Consider the following 21,525-nt stretch of genomic DNA (forward strand, 5'->3'; position numbering starts at 1 on the left):
AACCAAGTCGTAAGAAGCAGACAAATATTTGAAATACGCTCCTGCCTTTCCGTTTTTCACTCCAAAAGTAACATTATTGCTGTCTAGATAGTGATTGTTTTGAGTCGCGTCCTGGAATGAATAGTTAAATGGCCAATATGCAATGAGATTACTATCGAGACCTGAACCATTCTCATCGAACCTAATTTCTTGACCATTCAACAGATGTATGCCATTGAAATCAGTAGCATTGGAAATTCTCTGAATTTCACTAGCCATAGCTTGGAATTCGGAATCTATTATAATCCTCTGGTCCGATGTATATGTTCCCGTTGCAGCCTGTTCTGCCAGCTCTTTCATACGAATAAGTTTTTCATCAACAACTTCTAAGGCACCATCAGCTGTCTGAATCATCGAAATCGCGTCATTAGCATTCCTGATCCCCTGATTTAGGGTAGCCACGTCTGACCGCATGAGCTCCCGAACGGCAAGACCAGCTGCATCATCCGCTGCCGTACCGATCCTTAGACCAGATGACAGCCGCCGTGTCGAAACGCTGAGTTCCTGATAGTGATCACCCAGGTTTCTGGATACGTTCATCGCCATCAGGTTATGATTTATTCCAAAGTTCATTGGTTCTACTCAACTACTTGAAAAAACTTAGTTTACCAGGAACATCTCGAGTCGCCAAAACCAACGGAGACCAACGCCACAAAAGGAAATCTTTACCTACGTAAAGTTATAAATTCAAAATCTATACCCTGATTGCTTTTGCAAAGGACTACCTCCCCGTAAAGGAAATACGGTGAGGTAACTCCATGGAAAATTTGGAAAAAGCTCTTGGCGATCGAATAAAGACTTTAAGAAAACTGCGCGGTTGGACCCAGGAAAATTTGGCCGAGCAGGCCAAAGTTTCCGTCCAGCATGTGGGCGAGATCGAACGGGGTGATGGAAACCCCACTCTTCAGAGTCTGGAGCGACTCTCCAAAGGATTGGGCGTGACCGTTTCGCAGCTGCTGGCCGTGGAGGAACCGGAGCAGGAAAGGGAGCTGCTCCAGGAGCAAGTCATTGACGTGGTGAAGGAAATGCCCACAACAGAACTGAAGCTGTTGCAGAGCGTGATTAACCTAACGAAAAGATTATCTTTACGAGTCAAATAGTCTTGATGGGCAACGCACGAGTTTCATACGATTTTCAGATGAAATAGCTGCGCGCCATTTCCAACCAAAGTGGTGAAAAGTTTTTCCAATTTGGCTAGAAATTGCCCGCTGGTGGGAAACTAAAAAGTCTCACCCCGCGTTTTGGAGCACTCACTGTCGAGAACAAGGCTATAAGTGGGAAATCAGTTAACTGAGTTTTCCCCTAGGGAGCTACTGGCGAAGGACGACATTTTTCAGCGCAGAAAAGGCATTGCTAACTGTACAAGTGAGCTAAACGTATGAACAAAGACATTGACAAACTTCCCGCCGATGACACTGACCGCCTTAAGAGAATCGCATTTTGGTACTGGGAATATATGAGACGGAACACGTCATACCTTCGATTTTGGGAGGTTTTTGAACGTTATCATGATTTTTTCAAATCAATAGACATCTTTGATTCGATGCAAACGAAAGAATACTTGGACGAAATGTTTGAGTATTTATCGACGCATCACACACGTGCAGAAATTCGCTATACACCCTTTCGAAGAAGAGTCGAAGCGAACCACGGCGAACGAGCAGGAAAACTATTTTTCAAGTATGGATTTTTAAGCTGTGGTTTTGAAAAGAAATTTCGCAGACTTCTCAAAGACCCCACTGAAGGCCTAGACAGCCATGAGGCCCTTGACAAACTCCTTGAAGGCAAAAACGTCGCCTTTGAAACAGATGACATTATAGACATGTCTGCACTTGGACGATTCAATGAATCCTGGTTAATTTCTGTCGATGGCGATAGTCCTCTTAACTTTCATTACGACTTAGAAAGAACCCACAGCATTAAAATATCACCAAAAGGGATTCTTGACCAGCCATCAAAAGTTGGACAAGAAATCCATGCTCTTAATTTTACAAACAAAGCTGTTGAAAGTCTTTTCGAAAAGCAAAATGTTGACGACGAAACATTCCAGTCTTTTTACAAACTTAATATGTCTGGGAAACATATAAACAGCTCCAACGTCATGCGCTTAGCGATGATCTGGCTTTGGGATACCGCCCATGCCGCCCCCGGCACCCCTCGATCTTTTGACGAGGTCTACCCCCTTTTAAAGGAGAAGGTCGAGAAGGCTGGGATGGCCGACGGTGTCTGGGAACAGATCATGACCCGCCAAAAACGAATCCGGGAGTATTACGCTTCCACAGATTTTTGCATCCAAAATTACACTATAACATCTTTAAAAAAATAACTTTTTCAGTTTTACCTGCTTCTGCCATTTTCTTTTTCTAGAAAATGGCGAGTCTTCCCACGCTCACTTTGGGATTGGTGCATCAACGGGACGGGGCAACGCCAAAGAGCCTCACCCGAAACGATGAACACTAACCCCAAAAGGAGCATCTCATGGAATCCCAGAACGACATTCTGAATGTTACTGCTCAGCCGAACGGCGCGACCGGTGGAACCGGTGGTGTCGGTCACACTACCAACACGGGCGGCCCTGGCCTTCCTGGTGGCCCGGTAAACTCCAACCCGATCACCCCAAACTACACTCCCCAGTCCTTTGAAGAGTTGAACGCCCAGGTCCGGAATGAACGTATCAATATGTTCATCGGAATGACCGGTGGCGTAGGGCTTCCTGGCGACATCAAGCTCAACGAACATAACGAAGTGATCTCGGACATCTCGCCCGAGGTTGAAGCGGCACTTAACCACCTCACCCAGACCAAGATCGACACCATGGAACTGGATGAGTGCCGGGACGTCATCGTTGACAACAATAACCAGCTCAATGCGGCTCAGAATAACATCAATGCCCACAATGCCAACCGCGCATATACCATCGGGAAGACGCTTCACCGTGTGAAGTATCTCACCGAAACTACCGGCTATCCAGGAGGTTTTGAAAAGTGGTGTAAGGAGAATCTTAAGAAAACAAAGTTGCAGAAGACTCAACGTCGTAAGCATATGGATATGTGCACGATATACGACGTGCTGGATTACGCCTCTTTCGGTATCGAAAAGCTGGCGGCACTGTATCCGGTTTTGAAGGTGACTCCGGACCTTGACCCCAAGCATCCCATCCGCGATTTCCTGGAACGTTTCAACGTCAATATCCATGACTGCCCGGATGTCGAAGACATGCGCTTTGAAATCAGCATCGCCATTGACATGGCAAAGTTGGAAAACAACGGCATTAGCGGCATCAACAAAGGCTTGGTTCGTGAATTCCGGGAGTGCGGATTTCAGCTGAACAAGAAGGATTTCGAGGCGATGAAAGTCGCCAAGGATACCGGCGGTGATCCTTCCAAGTACCTCGAACAGGTCATAGAGAACAAGAAGCGTATCACAGCTAAGCCCCCGGTTATGCCGTTCACCTCCCCTGCTCCAAAGAACATCATGGAGCAAGCCCAGGAAATCCGTGACACGGTGCAGACACTTTTAAACGCGCCTACGATTAGCGGCGATATCCAACCCGAACGCATTGATGATCTCATCAAGGACCTGGAAGCGTTGAAGTTACGGGTTACTCAGGCCAAGGGCCAATCTCAACCCACTCAACAGACCGCCAGCACTACGGAAGCTGCCGCCTAACTATCCACAATAGTACGCCCCTCAGTAATAGCTGGGGGGCGTTACCCAAAGGAGATTACCATGTTGCTCCATATATCATCCCCCACGATTGAACAGGTTTTGGCCTTTCACGCTCTTCACCCAAAGAAACCTTTGAATGTCTTGCTAAGCTTCGCTTCGCCTAAAATTGAGTTCGAAGAATTCCAGAAGTTACACAGAAAAAAGGTTTGCAGTTTGATACTAGATTCGGGAGCATATACACTCAACAAAAGCGCGTGGGCCAAGCGGCCGAAAAACATCCTTCAAGCGTATGCAAACTTTTGCAAACGATCAGCCAAGTATTATGATTTTTCGTTCAACTTGGATGAAGATTTCTCAATCCACGGATTCGATGCCAACATGTATAACCAACTCGACCTTGAAGAAAATGAATTGAATCCTGTTCCAGTTGTCCATAGTCTCGACACCGCAGAGGACAGTGAGATAGCTCGTTTGAGCAAAATGGATTACGACCTCATCGCAATAGGTCAATGTCAAGGCGGCCGCCCTTTCTCAAAACTTAGACCTGCGGTTCATAAGATTTGCGACGGCGGCAAACGAAATGTCCATCTTTTTGGTGTAACCGAGTTGAATATTCTCCAAGAGTTGCCCATTTGGAGTTGTGATTCAAGCTCTTGGGCACAATATGTTAAATTTGGTCAGGTTATGTGGTGGAACGACGCCAATGCGGACTGGAATCCATGGGAAGTAATATACTTCCCCAAGAAACAGGTGGAACATGACCCGAGCAAGGGAAGAAATTACTGGGACTACCGATTCAAGGATCAGTTTGACCAGTACATCAAAACCAACCTTAATATCACTATCGACCACTTGCTTGGAGGCAAGAAAGAACTTTACAGAGGACTGGTAAACATCTTCTTTTTCAAGGAGATGGAACGGCGCGTCACAGAATACCATCGGGATGTGAAGAAATTCATATTCCCCGAGTAAGACGGATCAAATAGCAGATTCAAAACTGGGGTGGTCGGAAACGGCTGCCCCATTCATATTTAAAAAACCAGCAAAATCATTATGTTGAAAATTCCAGTATACTGGCATTTTATAAAACCGGTCCTTGCCCATATTACCTGAGCCAAATGGCCGATCCATGGGTTAGCAGCCAGCAACAATTAGATCGAGAAAATACCTCAGGATAACGGAGCGATTTAAGCAGGTAGTCACGGGTGTCCCTCTTTCTACCCCATGGCATTGTCAGTAACGACAACCAGCTGAGTCTATGCATCCAATTCAACGTACTGGTAGTCACCCGTCAGCACCACCTGGATTAGTCGCTCCCATACTCGCTCTTGCCCAGGATCACCCACGAGTCAGCGTTCATCCACCTCGGCCACCCTGCGCCATCAACTGAGGTTGAGAAAAAGAGATTAAAAAGATGAAGCCGGGATACCCCTATTCCCTCTTGTTTGAAATAAAAAACAGTGTGCAAATAATATCTATAACATCTCCATCAACTGAAAAAGCTCCACAAGACAACGTCTTCAGCACCAGCAAATACACCGGTTACAGATTTTGTAACCAAGAAGGAATTTAAGCAGCTTGGATGCCAACTAAAAACACTCATTTGTATGCTATATGGATCCGATATAGGATTAGCAAAGAGCTCAAGCCGAGCAAGTCGGTGACAAATTATAAGCAGCCAAAAGGACAGCTTCAAAAAAAACTTCTGACCCATTTCTTTGGACTTTGCTAATTCCTTGTTTTCGAAACAATTCTTTGAGGATTGGAGAAAATTAGCAAATCTTGTTTTAAAAGTAGCTGAAAGTTCCTTTTGTTCCTTTTGCTGGAAAAGATTCTGCTTCTGCAACACTGCTAAACTATTGTGAGACAGGAGGGGGTGCGTAAGCAACCCCCCTCTAATATATATACCCTTTTTGACTTTGATTTCTAAAAGATTTTAACGGGTTACAGCAGACAAACGCGTTTTGACTTTGACTACCCCAAAACAGCATTAACTCCCCAAAATCTTTAGATTTTCAGCAGACAATTTTGATTTTGACGTCAATTGACTGCTTGTCTCCCCCCAAGCTTTTGACTGGAGAATCAATATACTTCGTCAAAATGTGTAGGTCTTAGAGCCTGATGGACCAGTAACTTCTTTGATGACACCTTCTTTAACGGCGCGTTTGATGTCATTTCCAGCAGTGCCTTCAGAAGGAATGTCATTTGGCTTCTTTTTCTTATATATTTCAATGATAGTATCTTTCAATTGCTTCTGGGTTGAAGCTGTGCCACCAAGAGCCTGCAACGCGTCGACAACGATTGCCATCTTCCCATCCATTCTCGCAGTTTTCCCAACAGCAGGAGATGATCCCATTGGATAAAATCTCAGATCCTTCATTTGCAACATCATCTTTAAGTTTGATTCGTAGCTCCTTGCTTTTTTTTGTGTAAAAAGATAATGCGCTACATGTTTAAGATTACCGTCCTTATCTTTTCTTTCTTCAACAAATTCCAATTCCCAGGTGTTAGCAGACCAGTCGCCAATAGCACTGGCACCACGACCACCACCGATTCCTTTTTCTGCACGAAACTTTCCATGGTGATGGATCATCAACGGCGTTACTTTTAGATTGTCACAAAAGTCGAAGAATTTATCCAGAAAACGTCGCATCGCGTCGTTAGAATTTTCATCCTGATCATGAAAGCTGATCAATGGATCAAGTATTAAAATATCGAAATTGGTCTGACCATGAATTCTTTCCAGAGGATGCTTAAGCTTGTCATCATTTATATCGCCAGAAGAACGAACATCCCCTTTCTTGCCAAAGAAAAGCAACTTATCTCGAATAACATCAGGAGGAATCGCATAAGTCTTGGCGATAATCTCCATTCGCCGTTTAAGTCCAACTAGGGAATTCTCCGACTGAACAAACATCACCTTATGTTCGCTGGACATGACCTGAAATCTATCAAGGAGACCTTGCTGCGGCGGGAAGACAAGGTCCATGGCGATTTGCAAAGTCATGACCGACTTTCCCGACCCGCCAGGACCAGTGATCAGTAGCGGCTCATTTTTTGGCCAGAAGTTGTCTATGATAAATTCGAAATTCTGAGGAGAATTCAAAACATCAAGGCCATTTAAAAATCCATATTCTTCATTAAGAGAAGAATTGTTAGCTCCAGAAAGAAAACCGGATTGCATATTAACCCCTATTTGATTTTGGGCAATCAAATTCTTTGCTCGCTCAATTTCCCGTTCAAACCACTCTGGCTTTTGTCTAGATTTATCGCCAATGGGATAGTGATCATAAATATGACGTATAGCCTTTTCATCAACTTTGGCATTTAGCAAACCCAGCAGAACAGACCAGGAAGCTTCCGATCTAGTGCCATGAACATACTGGGTCATGATCTTTTGTTTCACATCATCAGAAACAGGCAAGTTAGCAATAAAAAAATCCATTTCACCACTTATTGTTTCAGAAAGCTCTATATCCGAGGTGTCAGCCCGTGTTGTATTCGAGAAACTCTTTCTGGAAGTACTCTCGGGTTCTTCTTCTGTAAAAATTTCTCTTGACCTTGAAGCGTATTCCAGCAACCACTCGGGCGCGTCCAAAATATTTTCATTTGTTGCGACCAGATACGGCTTTGTCGTTTCAGGATGCAAAGAACCAGGGCAGATCACTTGCCCACCAACTCCTCTCACGTCAAAGCATCCAGCCTTAGATCGGTTGGAGTATTTCTTCCCATCAGTCGGATATTTGAAATAGTAATGATACCGGTCCCCTCTTCCGCCAGTTTTAACGGCAAAGGTTGGAGGAAGCGTTTGCTCGATACTGTTAAATTTTAGAACTTCCCAGAATCTACCCATATCATCAACATCCAGGACCAGCACACCACTGGCTGGGCCACACGCGACACCCGCGCGGTCGGTGCTGCAATTTGCTCGAATAAAGGGTCGTTTCTCTTGGCACCACCGTTCCCACCCTTTCTCAACCGGGCCCTTGTACTTCTTGGCTGCCTTGGCCAGCGAACCGCACTCCTCGATCTCTGCCGGGGTTGGAAATCCATCGCGTAGGGGGATAAGGGATAGCGTCTGGGCCAGAAATTCAAAAATCGTGAGCCGCCCACCAGCGTCAAGCTGATCGGCCCGTTGGATCAGTAGGTAAATCTCATCCCAGGAGTAGTTCATAACGATTCCAGGGCATTTTTAGCACAGCGCTTGCCAGCCCTCAACTACTCTCAGGACGACTGTCATCACCAGGGACATCCTCTACCCTGTTCCAGCAAGTTGTATTGATTAAACTCCTAGAGATATTAATACCTGGCAAATAAGCTATAGAGACAAAACTTTGCAATTTATAAACGCCATGGGCGCTTTGTAGATTTTAAATCCTATCCTAGCACGTTTAGCTAGGAGCTAGCCATACTTGAATGACAGCAAGTCAAAAAAAATTAAACATTACTTGGATTAAACTAATTGATCGCTTCTCCTCGAATCAATTCACCAAGGATGACTAACCTGTTTAATGAAGTAATTCAGACAGGGGAGAGGTTGAGACGGAAGCTAGCCCGTATGCACAAAATGCAGAAGTCACGGTGGCCTATGTATCGAACGAAGTTCATGGCAAACTGAAGTTCGTTAGTCTTAAAAGATTATTTCGGAATCATGGTAAATCAAGTTAACCATGCTTTTGATACTTAGATGCGGTTAGACACGGGATGGATTCAAAAGGATTAAAATTGACCAAAGGAAGCCCTTCTGGGAAGATTCCATGGAGATGGAAGCTAATTCCCCCAAGGGTGACTGAAGTTTGTAAGAAACTATCGATTGGTATTCGATGCTGAAAATTTGAAATGTATTTAACAAAAACAACAAAAACCATTGCTTTGGGTATTAACTCGAAGCCCCTGTTTCGTTGTAGCACAGGTTCGTCAAAAGCTACTTAAAAACATTAGACATTTACGAGACATCGAATACCAATTGACGTAGCTGTATGCGGGAAAACCGCTTGTACGGTTGCAACAGAGTGCTAGGACTGGTGACGGTTCCTTTCGACTCTTAGAGCCATGTGTCCATCTGAAGAAATTCGGATGAATCGTGACTCTGTAAACTGCAAAGTAAGTTCTTTACAAAGGCTTTCATTCGTGAAGGCCTTTTTCTTTTTCTAACAGACAAATTTACGCATCTCCTGGTCCACCCGGCGTCAATTCACATCGTTTGGGTAGAGAAACTTGTCCTGGCCTCGGGAACACCCCCTGTAAAATCCCGTCTCCTGGGTTTTTCGGGCCTATCCTATAGCAAACCCTGCCCAGACAGCAAAAACCCCAGGAACAGCCTCCTAGGGCCAAATTACGATTTTCACCCAAGAAACACGAAAAGTCTGATGCATTTTGACCCAAGAAATGCGCGTTTTACCGCGTTTTTCAGCAATTCATAGAGATATACCAAGGAAAGTAACATTTCTATGCAAAGGAGGCGTTATGGGAGCGAAGAATGGCACCACTACGGAAATCCAAGAAAAGGCGTCGAAGAAGAAGATCGAATCGAAGTACGATCCGAAGACTCTTCGCGTACTTATCAAAGAAGGTCTGGATGCTGCTACGATAATGGAGCGGATGCAGATAAAGCACCGCCAAACGCTTAAACAGTACATCTTAAAGCTCATCAGTACCGACAGGGTACTGTATGAGGTCAAGGGACTTTATCTCAAGGACTCGAAGAGACCGAAGGTAAACCAATTCGGTTTCCTGAAGGTCAATCTGAAAGCCCACGATCTCGGCGATCTTGAAGTCAACGAAGGCGACGAATTCACAATCGAAGTCATCGATGGAAAGATCATCTTGACCAAGATTCTCCCATAACCTCCAACTGAAATGTCATGCAGATTCGTCTGTGTGGCATTTCTTATTTTTTTACTCGGATAAGATTTTTATCCTTCTTTTAGATTTCAGATACTTCGACTTTATCTTCAGAGTTACAGGCAAAACTTGTCAGATCGTCAACGCATGATCCTTCGCTTTGAATTTGCGATTATTGCCACAAAACTACAGATATAAGTATTCAAAATTGAAACCTACTGCACATCGTCGAAGAACGGTTTTACCTATAAACGTACATTCGGCCTAGAAAGCTGAAGATTTCAAAGAATCACAAGGCGTTAACGGCAAGCCCTAGGGCCAAGCCCTTAGACCAGCAGTTTTCAATATTCGTTTCTGGTCTTCCAAAAAGTAAAAACCAGATTGGAGGAATTTATGAAGGTCGAACCCATAACTAATGCGAAGGACATCAAGAGCATTAAAAAGCTCTTGGCAGATCAACCTCGTAACAGGTTGCTCTTCATTCTCGGCATCAACGCTGGCCTTCGTGTTCAAGATTTATTGAACCTGAGGGTCGGCGACATAAAACACGCCAAAGTTGGTGACCGGGTAGTTTTGCGTGAAAAGAAGACGCAAAAAGAAAACGTTTTCATGATAAACAAAGACATCAAGGATGCTCTTGAAGACTATCTGAAGACTGTTGATGCAAAGGACGAGCATTTCCTATTTAAAAGTAGAAAAGGCTCAAATGCACCATTAACGACATACGCCGTGACAATGTATGTGCAGCAATGGTGCGATGCAATCAACCTCCCGGGAAATTACGGAGCACACACGTTAAGAAAAACTTGGTGTTATCACCAGCGAAAAACCTACGGAACTTCATGGGAGGTCATAGCTAAAAGACTTAACCACAGCAGCCCCAGTATCACAAGACGATACATCGGAGTGAAGGAAGAAGAAGTCGAAGAAATTTTGATGAAATCGATCTAGATTTTAGCAAGGGGAGTAAAATCCCCTTTATTTGTAGATCGTCTAGACTTTCCGAATCCAACGTTCCAAATCGTACATCAACCTGAAACACAAGAGGTTTCTTATGGGCGTCTATCAACGTGATAGCCGATGGATGGTCTATTGGCATTTCAACGGCAAAAGACATGACAAATCGTTTGGTCGTGGTGAACTTGCTCAGGCAAAAGCTGAAAAGTTTGATCAGGCTGTTCGTGATGCACTCGAGCAGGGTTTACCGGTTCCTGATCCTGAGTCAGTGACAGCATCGGTTCAGGTTCCAGTACCAGCGGCCGGACAGTTGGACCCCCCAGCTACCGCCCCGATCCAGAGCTTTAACCAGGTCACTGGTCGAGTTCCTGGCGGGATGCTCCTGTCGGAGCTTGGATCGAAGTATCTGGCCCATATGAAGGCATCAGGCCGGACGGAGAAGCACATTCGGAACATCGAGCACTTGGTCAACCACGTGTTCATTCCGGTACTCGGCGACAAGCCAGTGGATTCTTTGACATACCAAGAAGATATGATTCCGTTCATCCTGCACTTTCAAGGAGTTAGCAGCAGAACGGGAAAGGTCCGGTCCCAGTACACGGTGAATAAGTACTGTGATTACTTGAGTTTCATCTTCAACTTCGGGATAGACAACGGATTTACCTCCGTCAATCCCCTGAAGATTTGGAAGAAACCCAAGGTCCAGCCCTGGGACATGAAACTCACCTTGGACGATGCGAAGAAGATCATGGTCAATGCCGAGCCTCATTTGAAGTGGGCAATGGAAGTTTGTTTCAACCTGGGTACTCGTCCTGGTGAATCTGAACTTCTTTCCCTCAAGTGGGAAGATATTGACTTCAAAGCCAGCACTGTTCGCATTTATGCAAGTAAAACCAAGACATACCGGACAGTTCCGATCAACCCTGAGTTCCTGAAACGTTTGGAGAAGGAGCAGGCAGAGTCCCAAACCGAATATGTCATCGAGTACATGGGCCGGAACCTGACTACCATTCGGAAAGCATTCAAAAACGCATGCAAACGGGCTGGCATCACCTACCAGACTCGTATGTACGATCTTCGGCACTTGTTTGCGACAACCTTACTTCGCAAAGGTGCTGACTTAGCTGCCGTTTCCAAGATGATGGGTCATTCTACAGTGAAGATGACGGCAGACACCTATTACCACTACATGGAAGGAGAAAAGGAAAGAGCAGTCAACCTGTTACCAGCATTAGAAGTGGCATAGACCAGGAAGACGGAGCGTCTTGAAGAAGATTCTCCGTCTTTCTATTTTTTTGAACAATACCTAACCAGACGGAGGATTTATGCCAATTATGAAATGTGTGTGGGACAATTCCCACAAGTACGAAGTTAGTGAAAATGAACAATACAAAACGCTTTGTAAAAGCTGCTACTACAACATCTACATGAAACATTATCAAAGCATCTATCCATTTTACGATTTCGTCAAAAACATTAAAGCCATTAGAATCCAACACCAACTTAAAGAGATGATTGACGAAGGCTGTGATTTTAAAGCTGAATTTGATTTAATAACTAACAAAATAAAGAAAACACACATGAAATGTCTCATGGACGGAAAAGAATATTATGTCAGCGAAAACGAAGAATTTAGATTTCTTTGCAAAGAATGCTTTAAGAAATACTACCTGCCGTTAAAACCATACTTTACTGCAAACGAAATAGAAACTATTCTCACTGGAATTAAAGAAGGCGGCAGCGACATTGATGCAGCCTTCGAAGAGGTACTCAAAAATGCCAAATAAAACACAAATTAAGCTTATAAATTGAATTCGATATGGAAAGACGAGGAATCTCTAGCACAGACTCCTCGTCTTTCATTTGTCAAAGAACAAATTGGAGAATAAACACTATGTCACGTAAATGTCTGTGGGACAAATCACATCCCAGCTTTAAGAAGCATAAACTCCCTTGCCGTTTCTTATGTGAGAAATGCAACAAAGAGATTTACTCAAAATATCGTGGACTTTTCACCCCAACACAATTCAAAGACAACATCGACTTAATCAAAGAACAAAGAAAACGAACTTCTGAACGAGAATGGAACCTAGGAGAAGCATGGGTTGTCGAAAAACTGGGATTAGATACCCTTGTAAAATTGGATTTGTTTGAAAACGGTCTTGTGTAACCGCTTTGTTTAATTTTTAGTCCGAAGGTGGACCGCCCTGCCCAGGTGGTTCACCTTTTTTTAACGGCGTGGTATGCTGGGCCATGATCAGTCCCAGGTGGTCCCAGTGCCGCCCGTTGGGTCAGTGTGGTGAGTGTATCCCATCGGCCACAGCTTGGGAAGTTTGCTTGGTGTTGCTGCTGGGGTAGAAAAAGTTCAAGAATTACTTTGGACAAGAGTCCAGTGAAGTTGCCATGAAACTCACCGTGAGACCGATGCCCCAGGATTCCAGTTTACTGGACTTTTGAAAAACCGGAATTTAGCGTTTTCTCGGCGTAGAAAATCGCAGGATCCTGTGGATGGAAGGTTGCCAACTCGTCTGTAAAACGGTAAAACCAAGCAAAACGGCGTGATATAATCATTTTGGAGTGAAAAAGCACTTTCCAAATGGCATAATCCTGCCATTTTTCGGTAGAGGGAGGAGTCAAATACGTGGTGAACCGCGTTTTTGGAACAAAAGTGGAGCCTATGCAGTCAAAAGTTTTGGGTTCGATCCCCTTGTAAAAATTTACTTGTTTGAGAATAATCCTATGTAAGTCCCGGACTTGCTCGTCTCCTGAAGGTGAACAGCCCTGCCCCGGTGGTTCACCTTTCGTTAACGGCGTGGTATCCTGGACAAGGATAATTCCCAGTGCCGCCCAGCTGAACCAGTAGAGGTGAGTGTATGCCATTGGCAGCAACTTGGGAGGTTTACTTGGTGTTGCCGTTGAGGGAAAAAAGATTAAGAATAACTGGCAATAAGATGTTCCTATGGTTGCCGAGATAATTACCGTGCATCCACCGATGCTCAAAGATTCCAGTTTACTGGACTTTTGAAAATCCTGAATTTAGCCGTTTTTTTCGGTACGGGGAATAACAAATATATTTTTCATATTGCACAAGCGACACTACGTTTACGACGAACCAGTATTGTCCTATTAAATGCACTGTTGGATACACAAACGTTCGGTCCCAAATGAAACAAAACCCTGTTTTACCTTGGACTATTTATGCAAAATACAAACAAAACAAAAGAACAGCTTACACTAGAACTACAGGCCGCACGAAAATTAATTTCAGAACTTTGGGATATCGAAACTGATCGTCAGTTAGCTGAAGAAGCTCTAAAAGAATCGGAACAATTTCTAAGATCAACGTTGGACTGCCTTTCTGCTAATATTGCCTTGCTGGACAACCAAGGAAATATTTTACATGTTAATAAAGCATGGGATGATTTCGCTCGACAAAATGGCCTTTATCCAAATGATGTTTCAATAGGAACAAACTATTTGGGCATCTGTGATAACGCCTCTGGAACACATGCTGAAGAGGCAGTTCATTTCGCAAAAGGAATTAGAAGTGTTGCGAGTGGGGAGACAGATTTTTTTATACTTGAGTATCCGTGTGACTCACCAACGAAAAAGAGGTGGTTTGCAGGACGGGTCACTCCATTTCCCGGCGAAAGCCCCCGCAAAGTTGTCGTCGCCCATGAAGACATTACTGAACGGAAGATAGCCGAAGAAGAGATGCGTAAAAGTGAAATTCGTTTTCGACGCATAACAGATTCTGCACTAGATGCATATTGATGATTGATTCTCAAGGAAAAGTATCTTTTTGGAATCCGGCTGCTGAACGCTTACTAGGCTACTCGAAAGATGAAGCCAGTGGCCAAGATTTACACTCACTTATTGCGCCGGAAAGATATCTCGATGCTTATACTAAAGGATTTAAGAAGTTTCACAACACTGGTCAAGGCGACGCAATTGGCAAGACTATAGAACTTTCCGCACGTATAAAAGACGGTCGGGAGATTCCTATTTCTTTGTCACTTTCTTCACTTCATACAGCCGACGGATGGCATGCTGTCGGAATTATTCGAGACAATTCTGAATTACGACGACTCGAAAAGGCAAAAGACGACTTAGAACGTATTTCTCGTCATAATTTAAAAAGTCCACTGACTGGCATTATAAATATTCCAGAACTTCTTATGGAGGATGAAAATTTAACAGTCCAACAGAAAAATATGCTTAACTTGGTTATTGTCTCTGGGCGGAAAATGCTACTACAGATAAATAGTTCGTTGGACTTATACAAGATTGAAAATGGCACATACGAGTTTCTTCCTCAGGACTGTGACCTACTTGAGATCATCAAAGGAGTATCTGAACTACTTGGCAAAGGAATGGGATTTAATCCCAACAAAGTGCACATTCATGAAAATTACACACTAAACAACACAACTGGACTTTCTATTTATTCAGACGCTGGACTATTAGAAATAATTTTGATCAACCTTATAAAAAATGCGGTGGAATCCAGTGGACACGATGATCCAATAGACATATCCATCTCGTACGATTGCGTTAAATGTAATATTTCAATTTCAAACAGCCGTCCAGTCCCTACTGAGATTCGAGATAAATTTTTTGAAAAATATGCAACGGCAGGAAAGCCTGGCGGAACTGGATTAGGAACTTATAGTGCAGCTATTATGACCAAAGCAATCGGAGGAACAATTTCCATGACAACATCCGATGAAATCGGAACAAAAGTCACTGTGTGTATTCCAAAAGTCCCATGGTCCTAGATATTATTTCAAAAGCTCTTAGAGCTTACAACAACATTTTGATGCAAGAAACTGGCTAACCGGCATGACACCGAAAATCTACAACTTCAGTTTACTGGACTTTTAAAAAACCGGAATTTAGCGATTTTTCGGCTTTAAAATTCGCAGGATCCTGCGAGAGCATACCTACCATGTACAGCTAATCCCGGGAACAACCTGAAAATACACAGAAAATGCTGACTTTAGTCCAAAACGGCATGTCCCATAACAGGATTCTGCCATCCAGTCCCATAGTCTACCTCAAAAACGAAAGAAATTTCGTTTTTGACCAGTTGGACATTGGATGGACCAGGAGAATTGGGACGGATCAGGAGAATCGGCGGGAAATAGAAACCGAGTTGGCTGGACCGCCACAGTCCGACCACAGATGCGCCAACCAGGCCGAAAACAGACCTATAAAAAACAAAAAATCCCGTTGGCTACTCGCCAACGAGATCACTTTTTGAAAGGGGCTTCTTTAAAGATTTCAGGGGGTTAAATCCTGCTTGTGGCGTGTCAAGCAAGTGCTCTCCCCCTGAGCTACGCTCCTATAAACAGAATCAGGGAAGGGGATATCTATTCCGAACGCTTCCCGAAGTCAACCCTAAATTTTCCATTCTCCAGAAATTTTCGGGTACCAAAGACGTTGGCGCTTGTTGGCTCGTCGTTGGTCGGAGGAGATTACACTCCCACGGGCTGAGAGGTCAAGGGAAAAGTTTAGGAAATGTGCTGTTGGAACTTATGCCAAATTTAACTTATGCCAAAACTGATACAACACAATGCAAGGATCTGCATTTTGCCGCAACTTCGAAAAATACCACTTCAGACTCGTATGTGCAACGCCTTTTACTAAAACATTTATCTTGAAAGTGTTTTGCATCAGCGGTAAAAAGCAGATACACTTCAATCTCCTATCAGCGTGTCCTAAGCGATATGCGAGAGTGGATATGAATTTTACACTAACTCGAACGTCTTTTTTTAGCACAGCCACAACGTCGGGATGCTTCATCGAAAGAAATAGCACGGTCACTCACCCTGAAACCCGGAAACCTGGCGGGGGAATTCGATGAAAGAACCAACAGATAGCTGCGATGACCAGTACTTAACTTTTACCCTAGAAAAAGGGTTATACGCCTTAAGTATCAATCACGTAAGAGAAGTTCTTGAGTATGTGACAATCACCAGAATGCCTAAGACACCGGACTATATCTGTGGTGTCATCAATTTAAGAGGTCACGCAGTCCCAGTAGTCGACCTCAAAGTAAAGCTCGGCCTTGGGCAAACCGAAAAAACCATCAATACGTGCATCATAATTACAGAAGTTAATTTTGAAGGCGACCAAACTGTTTTCGGCATTCTTTCTGATTCTGTACGAGAAGTGTACGAGATGGATACGGGACAAATCGAACCACCGCCAAAGATGGGCACTGCCATTCGAAAAGATTTTATTGTCGGGATGGGTCGGTCAGATGAAGTATTTATCATAATTTTGGACATCAACAAAGTTTTCAGCTCACAAGAGTTAGCGATCGTTCTTGATGCTGTGGAGAACGAACAAACTGCCATAGCTCTTTAAACATTCTTTCAAAATGGACCGTCGCAACTTCATTTTGAACTGACCAAATACTAATCAGGAGGATGAGATGCGAAATCTTAAACTTGGAATGAAAATTGGCATTGGATTTGGCATCCTCATACTAATTGCATGCTCTCTTGGCGGTATGGCCATATTTAATATGACCACAGTTGAGCACAATGCAAAAAGATTATCAGACGAGTATGTCCCAGAAGTAGCTATTGCCAACAACGTTGAACGCTCTTCGTTTTTGACAATGTACGCATGGCGCGGATATAGTCTTTCAGAAGAAACTTCCTTTCTTGATGAAGGAAAAAAAGAACTCAATCAGGTTCAAAAGTATTTATCTGACGCAAAATCACATGCTGACAAGTATACTGATTTGGTCAAGCTACGAGAAAACGTGGCTTTAGCCCAAGGTAAAGTCAACGAGTATTCAAAATTAGCAGATCAGACAGTTGCTCAAATCCAAGCGTTAGATAAAGACCGAAAGCTTCTTGATACTGCGGCTGCTAGTTACATGAAAAATTCGAACGATTTTCTTAAAAGTCAAGAAGAAGCTCTCGCCAAAGAAATCGCTAACGGCGCATCTGGCGACAAGCTTAAGGAAAGAACTAGTAAAGTTTCTATGATCAATGACGTCATAGACATCGGAAATGAAACACGTATTTTGGTTTGGAAAGCTCAAGCACTTCGAGAACCTAAAATTCTTGAAGGAGCGATGAGTAACTTCCCAAAGATTGAAGATTTGCTGACAAAAATAAAAGTGATAACGTTTGCTGAAGCAAATATTAGGCAGCTAGCAACAACGAGTGAATCTGCACAAGCCTACAAATCTGCGATGACAGGTCTAGTTACAAATTGGAATGAATTACAAAAGATCAACGTTAAAAGGACAGAAATCGGCCAAGCAGTTTTAAGTGCTGCGGCTCAGACCTCACTTGCAGGTATGGATCAAACAAGTGAAATTTCGAAGGAAGCAGTCACAAGTCTTGGGACTGCCTCAACTACCATGGTTGCAGGACTTTCTATCGCTCTTCTCCTAGGTATTATCGTTTCAGTCGTTTTAACAAAAGCAATTACGGGACCAGTTCAAAAGGGTGTTCAGTTTGCCGAAGCCATGTCTAACGGAGATTTCACTAAAACCCTTGAAATAGATCAAAAAGACGAAATCGGTATTTTGGCAGCATCCCTTAACACTATGGTTGTAAAATTGCGTGAAGTTGTGGCTGAGATTCAATCTGCATCTGAGAATGTCGCTTCAGGTTCAGAAGAATTATCTGCTTCAGCTCAAAGCATGTCTCAAGGCGCAACAGAACAAGCGGCCAGCGTTGAGGAGATTTCTTCATCCATGGAGCAAATGTCCTCGAACATAAAACAAAATGCTGAGAATGCCCAGCAAACCCAGTCAATTGCAGTCAAAGCTGCACAAGACGCTCAAGAAGGTGGAAAAGCTGTCATTTCAGCTGTGACCGCCATGAAAAATATTGCTGAAAAAATTTCGATCATCGAAGAAATAGCACGGCAGACCAATCTGTTAGCCCTAAACGCCGCCATCGAAGCAGCTAGAGCAGGTGAACACGGTAAAGGATTCGCAGTCGTCGCCGCAGAAGTCAGGAAACTGGCCGAACGGAGTGGCAGTGCTGCATCCGAAATTTCTGACCTTTCGACCTCGAGTGTTCGAATTGCTGAGCAAGCTGGGGAAATGTTGACCAAGATGGTCCCAGACATCCAGCGGACAGCTGACCTTGTCCAGGAAATCGCTGCATCCAGTATGGAACAAAACTCTGGCGCAGACCAGATCAATAAAGCCATCACTCAACTTGATCAGGTTGTCCAACAGAACGCATCCGCTTCCGAGGAAATGGCTTCGACATCCGAAGAGCTATCAAGTCAAGCGGAACAACTCCAAAGCACTATTGAATTCTTCCAAGTTGGCACTACTGCTAACAGACGGCGTTCAATTCCTAAAGCGTTGCCTACCGGACGCTCACGCGTCGTTCACACTGCCAGAAAGCAAACATCTACCGCAAAGATTGATCTGGATATGGAAGATTCCGACTTCGAAAAATTCTAGCATGTAAATACGGGAGGAGGTCAATGACCTCCTCCCATTTCAGATGAGGCGACAAATGAATCTTACCCACACCATAGAAGAGCCTGTCCCGCGAATGGCTAACTGAACCCTTGTCTGTTGGCCGATATTTTGATATATAGTCAGTAAAATCTGATGAATAGATAAGGCGGCCCGCGTTATGGGGTACAACTTTTGCGACTACAATCCCAACCAGTTGCTTCTGCTTGCTTCCAACTTAGATGACTGGCTCCCGCAAGCATCTTTGAGCCTAAGAGCTTGCGACTTGATGTTATAACCAACTATATTCTTTCTAACTCCACCGGAATACACAGGCATTCCCCGCTGCCACTGTTGACATCGCCGAAGAGATGTATAAGTTTCAAACCAACTGAAGGGGAGTAGCTCTTTCGGGCAAGGTCAACAGTACTGGCGCTTATACCCGGCGCTTGGCCTTGCCGTCGGTCCCCACCGATGAGCGAGACCTTCAGCATGAGTAATCATGCTGGATGTCTCGTTTTCTTATTCGGGACCTCCAGCCTAACCTGGCAACCTGGAGGCCCCATGAAAAAAAGTCTTCCCCTTTTCCCGTATCAGCCGATGGCTGGCGATTCCCACACCAAAGCACTCAGCCTCAATGCTCCTGCTCAGGCAACTGTCATGCGCTGGCTCAGCCTGCCGCTGCTTGCTCTGGCCTTAATCCTTCTGTCTATTGATCTCGCTGAAGCCAAGCGGCTCGGCGGAAACAAGTCCTTTGGCAGCAAGGATTCCTATTCCAAGAGCTACGATAAGCCCACTCCCCCGAATACGAGCGCATCGAACATGCAGTCAACGCCACCCCAGGCGAAGGCTCCTGGCGGGTTTCTCTCAAAATTTGGCGGAATGGGGGGAATGGTCGGTGGCCTGCTCATGGGTGGCCTGTTAGGGTCACTCTTTTTTGGCGGTGGCTTTGGCGGATTTGGAATCCTTGAAATGTTGCTCCTCGGCGTCGGCGGCTTCCTGCTCTTCCGATTCATCCGTGCCCGGCGTGGAGCGCAGGCGGGGGGAACCACCCGCATGGAGCAGCCCGCTCCCGGCGTACATGATCGCTTAGCCTATGCCGCTGGACCTGCTGGGGATGTCGCCCCGAATCAGGAGTCACGTTCCTGGGGCTCTCTGCGAACCACCGCAGCCTCCTCTGGTGGCCCAAACGATACCATAGCCCCTGTTGTCATGCCTGCTGGCCTGGACGAGGCCGAGTTCCTCTCCGGAGCCAAGGCTCTCTACAACCGCTTACAGACCTCCTGGGATCGTCGTGACCTCACCGACATCCGTGGGTTCACCAGCCCCGAAGTCTATGCCGAAATCGCCCACCAAGCGAGTGAAGACCCTACACCCGGCAAAACCGACATACTCATGATCGAAGCTCGTGTCATCGAGGCCGGCACAGAAGGAACACAGACTGTGATCTCGGTACTTTATGATGTCCTGCTGCGCGAAAACCAAGCCAACGATCAGCCCTCTCAGATTCGTGAAGTCTGGCACATCAGTCGTGACCAGTCTGCCTCAAAGCCAGAATGGATTCTTGAAGGCATCCAACAGTTGGAGAGGTAGTCTTAGCGAACCGCCCGGGGCTACGGCCCCGGGCTTGGCATAATGAAACCGCCGCGAGAGTTACAGGTGGAAAGATGACAAGCCAAATCAAAACTGTTCTTTTGCTCGGCTTACTCACCAGCCTCATGTTGCTCATGGGGCGAGCTTTGGGTGGGCAAACGGGCCTTCTCATAGCTATTGTGTTCGCCCTCGTCATGAACGTGGGAAGCTACTGGTTTTCCGACAGGATTGTCCTGAAAATGTACCATGCCCAAGAGGTCTCTCCTCATGACGCCCCAGCCCTACACCACATGGTCGAGGAGCTTTCAGCCAAGGCAGGCATTCCCAAACCACGGATATATGTTATCCCCGAGGAAGCACCCAACGCGTTTGCCACGGGGAGAAACCCAAAGCATGGCGTGGTTGCCGTGACCGAAGGCATCATGCGCCTGCTTTCCCCCGCAGAGCTTCGTGGTGTCATCGCGCATGAAATTGGTCACATCAAAAACAGAGACATCCTGGTACAAAGTATTGCTGGGGTCATTGGCGGGGTCATTGTCTCGGTGGCCAACATGCTCCAATGGGGAGCTATCTTCGGTCTGGGCGGAGGCAGAGATGAGGAAGAAAGCGGCGGTGGCGGCGGTCTTGCCAGTTCGCTGCTCATGGCCTTCCTTGCTCCTATCGCGGCCATGCTTGTTCAGATGGCCATATCCCGCTCACGTGAGTACCTCGCCGACGACACGGGTGCCCAATTGGCTGGCGATCCCAAGGCACTGGCCAGGGCCTTGGAAAAACTTGGAATGTGGTCAGGCCGAATTCCCATGCATTCTGGCAACCAGGCCACGGCACACATGTTTATCGTAACCCCTTTTAGCGGTTCCACATTTTCCTCACTTTTTAGTACACATCCGCCGCTGGAAGAACGCATCGCACGTCTGGAGGCCATGCCCTCCAACGCATGACCAAGTGGTTGGACCGGAACCCAGGCCAGTCCAGCC

General features: G+C 45.2%; 16 protein-coding genes and 1 pseudogene. 14 read left to right on the forward strand and 3 right to left on the reverse strand.

The genetic code is table 11. From position 1 onward, the window contains the following. Positions 1-150 precede the first annotated feature (150 nt). A pseudogene (locus C3Y92_RS16040) lies at positions 151-612 on the reverse strand (flagellin N-terminal helical domain-containing protein); the annotation flags it as partial. Between the two features lie 185 nt (positions 613-797). On the opposite strand from C3Y92_RS16040, the gene C3Y92_RS16045 reads away from it, so the two are divergent. The 4 genes from C3Y92_RS16045 to C3Y92_RS16060 all read left to right on the forward strand — a co-directional run bounded on the left by C3Y92_RS16045 (position 798) and on the right by C3Y92_RS16060 (position 4,680). Continuing rightward, positions 798-1,139 (forward strand): helix-turn-helix domain-containing protein, encoded by a 342-nt coding sequence (locus C3Y92_RS16045; protein ID WP_129354215.1) that lies wholly within the window; start codon positions 798-800, stop codon positions 1,137-1,139. 278 nt (positions 1,140-1,417) lie between these two features. Then, on the forward strand, positions 1,418-2,365 hold the full coding sequence (locus C3Y92_RS16050) for a hypothetical protein (protein ID WP_129354217.1): 948 nt from the start codon (positions 1,418-1,420) through the stop codon (positions 2,363-2,365). A gap of 152 nt (positions 2,366-2,517) precedes the next feature. After that, positions 2,518-3,708, forward strand: coding sequence for a hypothetical protein (locus C3Y92_RS16055; protein WP_129354219.1), 1,191 nt, complete (start codon positions 2,518-2,520; stop codon positions 3,706-3,708). 60 nt (positions 3,709-3,768) lie between these two features. Beyond that, complete coding sequence (locus tag C3Y92_RS16060; protein ID WP_129354221.1) at positions 3,769-4,680, forward strand: hypothetical protein; 912 nt, start codon at positions 3,769-3,771, stop codon at positions 4,678-4,680. A 1,123-nt stretch (positions 4,681-5,803) separates the two neighbouring features. Here the strand turns inward: C3Y92_RS16060 and C3Y92_RS16070 are convergent. Next, positions 5,804-7,882 (reverse strand): AAA family ATPase, encoded by a 2,079-nt coding sequence (locus C3Y92_RS16070; protein WP_129354223.1) that lies wholly within the window; start codon positions 7,880-7,882, stop codon positions 5,804-5,806. Positions 7,883-9,174: 1,292 nt separating this feature from the next. On the opposite strand from C3Y92_RS16070, the gene C3Y92_RS16080 reads away from it, so the two are divergent. The 4 genes from C3Y92_RS16080 (at position 9,175) to C3Y92_RS16095 (ending at position 12,296) form a co-directional block, all read left to right on the forward strand. After that, the gene (locus C3Y92_RS16080) at positions 9,175-9,555 is read left to right on the forward strand and encodes a hypothetical protein (RefSeq protein ID WP_129354225.1); all 381 of its coding nucleotides are present in this window, start codon (positions 9,175-9,177) and stop codon (positions 9,553-9,555) included. A 390-nt stretch (positions 9,556-9,945) separates the two neighbouring features. Then, positions 9,946-10,503, forward strand: a complete 558-nt coding sequence (locus C3Y92_RS16085) for a tyrosine-type recombinase/integrase (protein ID WP_129354227.1) — start codon at positions 9,946-9,948, stop codon at positions 10,501-10,503. A gap of 103 nt (positions 10,504-10,606) precedes the next feature. Further along, positions 10,607-11,755, forward strand: coding sequence for a tyrosine-type recombinase/integrase (locus C3Y92_RS16090; protein WP_129354229.1), 1,149 nt, complete (start codon positions 10,607-10,609; stop codon positions 11,753-11,755). A 79-nt stretch (positions 11,756-11,834) separates the two neighbouring features. Continuing rightward, on the forward strand, positions 11,835-12,296 hold the full coding sequence (locus tag C3Y92_RS16095) for a hypothetical protein (protein ID WP_129354231.1): 462 nt from the start codon (positions 11,835-11,837) through the stop codon (positions 12,294-12,296). 655 nt (positions 12,297-12,951) lie between these two features. Here the strand turns inward: C3Y92_RS16095 and C3Y92_RS16105 are convergent. Continuing rightward, positions 12,952-13,389, reverse strand: coding sequence for a hypothetical protein (locus tag C3Y92_RS16105; protein ID WP_129354235.1), 438 nt, complete (start codon positions 13,387-13,389; stop codon positions 12,952-12,954). Between the two features lie 318 nt (positions 13,390-13,707). Here C3Y92_RS16105 and C3Y92_RS16110 point away from each other — a divergent pair, with 318 nt between their 5' ends. The 6 genes from C3Y92_RS16110 (at position 13,708) to C3Y92_RS16135 (ending at position 21,489) form a co-directional block, all read left to right on the forward strand. Further along, a complete protein-coding gene (locus C3Y92_RS16110) occupies positions 13,708-14,283 on the forward strand; it encodes a PAS domain-containing protein (protein ID WP_129354237.1) in 576 nt (191 codons plus the stop codon). Further along, positions 14,283-15,287 carry a PAS domain S-box protein gene (locus C3Y92_RS16115; protein WP_129354239.1) on the forward strand — a complete coding sequence of 335 codons (1,005 nt, stop codon included), beginning with the start codon at positions 14,283-14,285 and terminating at the stop codon, positions 15,285-15,287. The genes C3Y92_RS16110 and C3Y92_RS16115 overlap by 1 nt, the downstream gene beginning before the upstream one ends. A 1,084-nt stretch (positions 15,288-16,371) precedes the next feature. Continuing rightward, complete coding sequence (locus tag C3Y92_RS16120; RefSeq protein ID WP_129354241.1) at positions 16,372-16,881, forward strand: chemotaxis protein CheW; 510 nt, start codon at positions 16,372-16,374, stop codon at positions 16,879-16,881. Positions 16,882-16,948: 67 nt separating this feature from the next. After that, positions 16,949-18,958: a HAMP domain-containing methyl-accepting chemotaxis protein gene (locus C3Y92_RS16125; protein WP_129354243.1), complete on the forward strand. Its 2,010-nt coding sequence runs from the start codon at positions 16,949-16,951 to the stop codon at positions 18,956-18,958. Between the two features lie 561 nt (positions 18,959-19,519). After that, positions 19,520-20,548 (forward strand): Tim44 domain-containing protein, encoded by a 1,029-nt coding sequence (locus C3Y92_RS16130; RefSeq protein ID WP_165352131.1) that lies wholly within the window; start codon positions 19,520-19,522, stop codon positions 20,546-20,548. A 74-nt stretch (positions 20,549-20,622) separates the two neighbouring features. After that, positions 20,623-21,489 (forward strand): zinc metalloprotease HtpX, encoded by an 867-nt coding sequence (locus C3Y92_RS16135; protein ID WP_129354247.1) that lies wholly within the window; start codon positions 20,623-20,625, stop codon positions 21,487-21,489. The last annotated feature ends 36 nt before the right edge of the window (positions 21,490-21,525 follow it).

It is taken from the genome of Solidesulfovibrio carbinolicus, from assembly GCF_004135975.1.
In the GTDB taxonomy this organism is placed as follows: domain Bacteria; phylum Desulfobacterota; class Desulfovibrionia; order Desulfovibrionales; family Desulfovibrionaceae; genus Solidesulfovibrio; species Solidesulfovibrio carbinolicus.